Origin of the sequence: uncultured Campylobacter sp. (assembly GCF_938045535.1) — a bacterium.
Lineage (GTDB): Bacteria > Campylobacterota > Campylobacteria > Campylobacterales > Campylobacteraceae > Campylobacter_B.
In genome coordinates, this window is the sequence record NZ_CALIMQ010000124.1 from 1 (window position 1) to 5,826 (window position 5,826).

At 48.2% G+C, this 5,826-nt stretch carries 5 protein-coding genes and 1 pseudogene; 5 read left to right on the plus strand and 1 reads right to left on the minus strand.

Going from position 1 to position 5,826, the window contains the following annotated elements:
• The 4 genes from rpsL to tpx all read left to right on the plus strand — a co-directional run.
• On the plus strand, positions 1 to 290 hold a 290-nt coding region (gene rpsL / locus Q0095_RS03845; RefSeq protein ID WP_297881519.1), incomplete at its 5' end, for a 30S ribosomal protein S12.
• 69 nt (positions 291 to 359) lie between these two features.
• Positions 360 to 830: a 30S ribosomal protein S7 gene (rpsG, locus tag Q0095_RS03850; protein WP_297881522.1), complete on the plus strand. Its 471-nt coding sequence runs from the start codon at positions 360 to 362 to the stop codon at positions 828 to 830.
• Between the two features lie 9 nt (positions 831 to 839).
• Positions 840 to 2,915, plus strand: coding sequence for an elongation factor G (gene fusA, locus Q0095_RS03855; RefSeq protein ID WP_297881524.1), 2,076 nt, complete (start codon positions 840 to 842; stop codon positions 2,913 to 2,915).
• Positions 2,916 to 3,546: 631 nt separating this feature from the next.
• Positions 3,547 to 3,996, plus strand: coding sequence for a thiol peroxidase (gene tpx, locus Q0095_RS03860; RefSeq protein ID WP_297881526.1), 450 nt, complete (start codon positions 3,547 to 3,549; stop codon positions 3,994 to 3,996).
• A 553-nt stretch (positions 3,997 to 4,549) separates the two neighbouring features.
• On the opposite strand, the gene Q0095_RS03865 is transcribed toward tpx, so the two are convergent.
• Positions 4,550 to 5,215 (minus strand): DUF4272 domain-containing protein, encoded by a 666-nt coding sequence (locus tag Q0095_RS03865; protein WP_297881528.1) that lies wholly within the window; start codon positions 5,213 to 5,215, stop codon positions 4,550 to 4,552.
• Positions 5,216 to 5,635: 420 nt separating this feature from the next.
• Between Q0095_RS03865 and Q0095_RS03870 the strand changes: the two are divergent.
• Positions 5,636 to 5,826: pseudogene (locus Q0095_RS03870) on the plus strand (glutathione peroxidase); the annotation flags it as partial.

Sequence of the window (5,826 nt, forward strand, 5' to 3'; positions counted from 1 at the left end):
GGCCTTCGTTGGAAACGGGATTTCTTCATATTCTGCTAGACAGAAGAATTCTCAGAATCTTCCTTGTGTTGTGTGTATTCAAGCTTACTAGCGGATTTGAAGTCATCAGCTATATCGGCGGTGAAGGTCACAATCTACAAGAGCACTCCATAGTGCTAGTTCGTGGTGGTCGTGTAAAGGACCTACCGGGCGTTAAATATCACATCGTCCGCGGTGCGCTCGATACTGCAGGCGTTGCGAAACGAACCGTTGCAAGATCAAAATACGGTGCTAAACGACCTAAAAAATAGTTTAGCCGAAACAGACCGGCACTAGATTTTGCCGAGTTTGAGTAAAATTTTAAAATTTGAAGGAATAAAATGAGAAGAAGAAAAGCTCCCGTTAGGGAAGTTATGCCTGATCCGATTTATGACAGCAAGGTAATCACAAAATTTATTAATTCGCTTATGTTCGACGGCAAAAAGAGCGTCGCTACCGAGATTATGTACGGCGCTTTAAATTTCATCGACAATAAAGGCGGTGAGAAGAAAGGCATCGAAATTTTTAACGATGCCATCGATAACGTTAAGCCTTTGATGGAGGTAAAATCTCGTCGTGTAGGCGGCGCTACTTATCAGGTTCCGATCGAGGTACGACCGGTTCGCCAGCAGGCTTTGGCTATTCGCTGGATCATCTCCTTTGCGAGAAAAAGAAGCGAGCGCACGATGATAGAGCGCCTGGCTTACGAGCTTATGGATGCCGCAAATTCTAAGGGCTCTTCATTTAAAAAGAAAGAAGATACCTACAAGATGGCGGAAGCCAACAAAGCTTTCGCGCATTATCGTTGGTAGGAGGGCATTATGGCAAGAAAAACCCCTTTGCATATGGTTAGAAACATCGGTATTGCCGCTCACATCGATGCTGGAAAGACTACTACAAGCGAAAGAATTCTATTTTTTACCGGTATGAGCCATAAGATTGGCGAGGTTCACGAGGGTGCCGCTACTATGGACTGGATGGAGCAGGAGCGCGAGCGTGGCATTACGATTACGTCTGCGGCAACGACCTGCTTTTGGAATAATCATCAGATAAATTTGATCGACACCCCGGGCCACGTTGATTTTACTATCGAAGTCGAGCGCTCGATGCGCGTTTTAGATGGTGCGGTAGCAGTATTTTGCTCTGTAGGTGGCGTTCAGCCTCAAAGCGAGACCGTTTGGCGTCAAGCGAATAAATACCATGTTCCGCGCATCATTTTCGTAAATAAGATGGACCGCGTAGGCGCAAATTTTTATAATGTCGAACAGCAAGTAAAAGATAGGCTCAAAGCACATCCTGTTCCTATTCAAATTCCGATCGGCGCAGAGGATGATTTCAAGGGTGTTATAGATTTGGTTACTATGAAGGCGCTCGTTTGGGATGATAGCAAGGGTCCTTCTGCTCCGGAGATCGTTGAAATTCCTGCCGAGCTACGAGAAAAAGCGCAAGAGTATCGCGACAAGATGATTGAGGCGGTAGCAGAGACTGATGAAGCTTTGATGGAGAAGTATTTTAACGGTGAAGAGCTAAGCGTAGAAGAGATTAAAAAGGGCATCAAGAAAGGCTGCTTAAGCCTAAGCTTTTTTCCTATGCTATGCGGTACCGCGTTTAAAAATAAGGGCGTGCAGCCTTTGTTAGATGCAGTCGTAGATTATCTGCCTGCGCCGGATGAAGTGCCTGCGATTAAGGGTCAGTATGAGGACGGCAGCGAGGTTCACGTAAGCTCTACTGACGAGGGCGAGTTTGCGGGTCTTGGATTTAAGATTATGACCGATCCTTTTGTAGGTCAGCTTACATTCGTGCGCGTATATCGCGGCGTTTTGGAAAGCGGTAGCTACGTCGTAAATACCGGCAAGGGTAAAAAAGAGCGCATCGGCCGCTTGCTAAGAATGCACTCTAATAAACGCGAAGAGATCAAAGAGCTATATGCGGGCGAGATCGGCGCCGTTGTGGGTCTTAAAGACACTCTTACGGGCGATACTCTAGCTAGCGAAAAAGATAAGGTAATTTTGGAGCGTATGGAATTTCCTGATCCCGTTATCAGCGTAGCAGTGGAGCCTAAAACCAAAGCCGATCAAGAAAAAATGGGTATCGCGCTTCAAAAATTGGCGCAAGAAGATCCGAGCTTTAGGGTCGCGACCGACGAAGAGAGCGGACAAACGATCATTTCGGGAATGGGCGAGCTGCACCTTGAGATCATCGTAGATAGAATGCTTAGAGAATTTAAAGTCGAGGCCGAGGTCGGACAGCCGCAGGTCGCATATCGCGAGACTATCCGCAAAAAGGTCGAGCAAGAGTACAAATACGCCAAACAATCGGGCGGTCGCGGTCAATACGGTCACGTATTTTTGCGCCTAGAGCCTTTGGAGCCTGGCACCGGATATGAGTTCGTAAACGATATAAAAGGCGGCGCGATTCCAAAAGAATACATCCCTGCGGTCGATAAGGGCTGCCAAGAGGCGATGCAAAATGGCGTTTTGGCGGGCTATCCGGTCGAGGACGTGCGCGTAACGGTCTATGACGGAAGCTACCACGAAGTCGACAGCTCCGAAATGGCGTTTAAACTCGCCGCTTCTATGGGCTTTAAAGAGGGCGCTAGAAAAGCGGGCGCCGTAATCTTGGAGCCTATGATGAAGGTCGAGGTAGAAACCCCTGAGGAGTATATGGGCGACGTCATCGGCGATCTAAACAAGCGCCGCGGACAGGTCAATAACATGAGCGAGCGCGGCGGTAATAAGATCATCGACGCGTTCTGCCCGCTTTCGGAGATGTTCGGTTACTCGACTGATCTGCGCTCTCAGACGCAGGGTCGCGCGACCTATTCGATGGAATTTGATCACTACGACGAGGTTCCTAAAAACGTCGGCGAAGAGATCATCAAAAAGCGTAACGGCTAAGCTTAACGGACGCTAGGGTGCGGCGATAGCTTTATCGCCAAACCTCGGCGCTTCTTTAAATTTTAAAACGGCTCTTAGAATTTAACCCGCTTTACGAGCCAAAATTTTAACTCACACTCTGGTTTCAAATAAAATTTCAACTCAAAATTTTAACCTCTACCGATCGCAAATTTAGATCAAAAAAATTTCAATTAAATTTAAAAATTCAAAGCATAACTTAAAATGCGCTCATGATGCCGTGTCTATTATCGTTTTACTAGAGATTTCTTTCTTTCGCAGAGAAAGCATGCATGTCGCTATATGCTTTGATTTACATTCACGAACAAAATCGCCGCAAGCGGGATCGCACAAACAGGGTGAAATTTTACCTTCGACGCAGCCTTAAGGCGGAGCGTAACTATCATAGACCTATATCGGATCGCAATCACCAGTGCTTTATGCTAAGTTGCGGTATTCTCGGGCACTTTAATTACACCGCCGCTTTACGCCGTAAAATTTTATCTTCGAGCAATCTACGCGCCGTTCATATAGGTCTAGCTAACACCCAAACTCGCCCGTTCTCGGATTTAGCAGGCGTTTGCTTTCGCGGGCTATAATGCGCCCGTTTTAAATTTCAAAACAAAGGAAAATTATGCAACAAACTAAATTGCAAGGCGTAAGCGTCGGTCTTTCGGGCAACGAGCTTAAGCTGGGAGATAAGGCGCCTGTGGTTAGCCTGGTCGCGGCCGATCTTAGCGAGGTCAAAGTCGGCGGCGGCACGGACAAGGCACAGGTCATCATCGCCGTGCCGTCGCTGGATACGGACGTGTGCGCGACCGAGACGCGCAAATTTAACGAGCGCGCCGCGAGTATAAAAAATACCGAGGTTTTCGTGATCTCGATGGATCTGCCGTTTGCCGCGGGCAGATTTTGTTCGACCGAGGGGATCAAAAATTTACGCGCCCTAAGCGATTTTCGCGATAAGGAGTTTGCGCGCGCATACGGCGTGCTGATCGCGGACGGCGCGCTTGCGGGGCTAACGTGCCGCGCGGTTTTCGTCGTGGATACCGCGGACGGGCGCCTTGCTCGCCCGCAACTTTAAATTCTAAAATTCCACGGCGCCCTTAAATTTAGCAGGCCATGTTTTAAATTTCGGCGAATCGCGTTTGCGATATTTCTTGTGCAGTTCGCAATAGAATTTTAAAATTCTATCCCCAATCAATTTATAAATTTATCTCATATTCGGCGTACTTTTTATCTACTCACGCATATTATGATTTGAAAAAACAGCGCGCGATCGGGGTTAAATTTTAGCGCAAAAATACAGGCGGCAGTATTGCGAAACTAGACGAGGCGCGGATGAAATTTGCGGGCGGAGCGCGCGTATATACAATACGTGACCGAGCAAATTTTAGACGTAACGACGTATAGCAAAATAAGACAACGCGCGCAAAGATAAGGCGAAGTATTTTTTCTTTAGACGAGGCGGAAATAAGCCGAATGAAGGAGCTTATATTATAATACGCGACTGAAATTCGGCGAAATTTCCAACGACGTATAAAGGAAAAAAAGAGCCGCTAAGTATTCAAGTCCGGATAATCCCACGCGTTATATTCATCCGTCAGATTATCATTCTCCGCTCCCTTACAGCATAGCTACTCTAGCCCGCCGCGCCTCTCCATCACGACCTCTTCATCAAGTCCTGCGCAGTCTGAGCCGTGCACGCGGGCATTGACGCACGCCCAGTGGTAGCGGTAGATGAGATCGAGCGCCTGCAGGATTTCATCCGTGTCGCGTAGCTTCACGCGTGCCGAAAAATCGCCGCCGCTAAAGGTGTCCATCACAAATCCGCAGTCGCAGATCTCGCTCGGAAAGCTAAGTTCCTCCACGAGCCCCATGGCCCACATCAGCGCCCACAGCGACTCATATTTCCAGCCCATATTCACGGCCTCGTCGCGGCTTGCTTCGCCCTGCGTGACGCGGCGCTCCATACGCGTGAGCTTGTCTATGCAGCCGTAGCGGTTATCTAGAAAGCCCTGCGCGCCCTGCTTATCCTCGTCTGCAAGCTTACCCTCGTCTCTGATCGAGCAGGCACACATTATCGCCGCGTAAGAACAGATCGCGCGAGCGATGACCTCGTCCTTTTCGCGCGGGGCAACCTCGTCCGTCTCGTATCGTAGCGGCAGATGATCTATATACGGCACGCCATGCGATTTTAAAATTTCGATGCTTATATCCTTGCGCTCCTGCGCGGTCTTGCCGATCTTTGCGGCGTTTGCGCTATTTTTGCCGCCTTTTTTGAAAAAATCTGAAAACGCCATGAGCTCTCCTTAAAATTTTAAACGTATTTTAAAACAATCGCGCAAAATTTCAGCTTACGGCGACGACGCGGATTTTTAAATTTAAGCTTAAACCCGAACTTTGGAAATCGGACGGAAATTTCGCGCCTCATCTTGCTAATTTATACGGCGCCGTGCAAGCTCGCCCGTATCCGTAATGAGCGAATTAAAAAGGATCGTTCGCGCCGCAAGTGGGCGGACGAATTATGGTAAAATTCGGCAAATTTATGTAGGAGCGGCGAATGGGACGGCAGATAAATTTTTAAAATCGCAAAAGAACACACCAAGAACACATTCGCTCGCTAAAGTCCATCCAAAATTTTAAGGCGAAAAGTGCCACAAAGGAGAAAAAATACAAATCTACGACATAACGTAACTGCAGGCAGAGGCGAGCAAAAGTCTATGGGCGAGTACCGCGGCAAGGTGTTGCTAATCGCAAATACGGCCAGTAAATGCGGCTTTACGCCGCAGTACGAAGGCCTCGAAGCGCTTTATAAAAAATATCGGGACCGGGGTTTTGTCATTCTCGGCTTCCCGTCCAATCAGTTCCTTGCACAGGAACCGGGCAGTAACGACGAAGTGCAGTCGTTCTG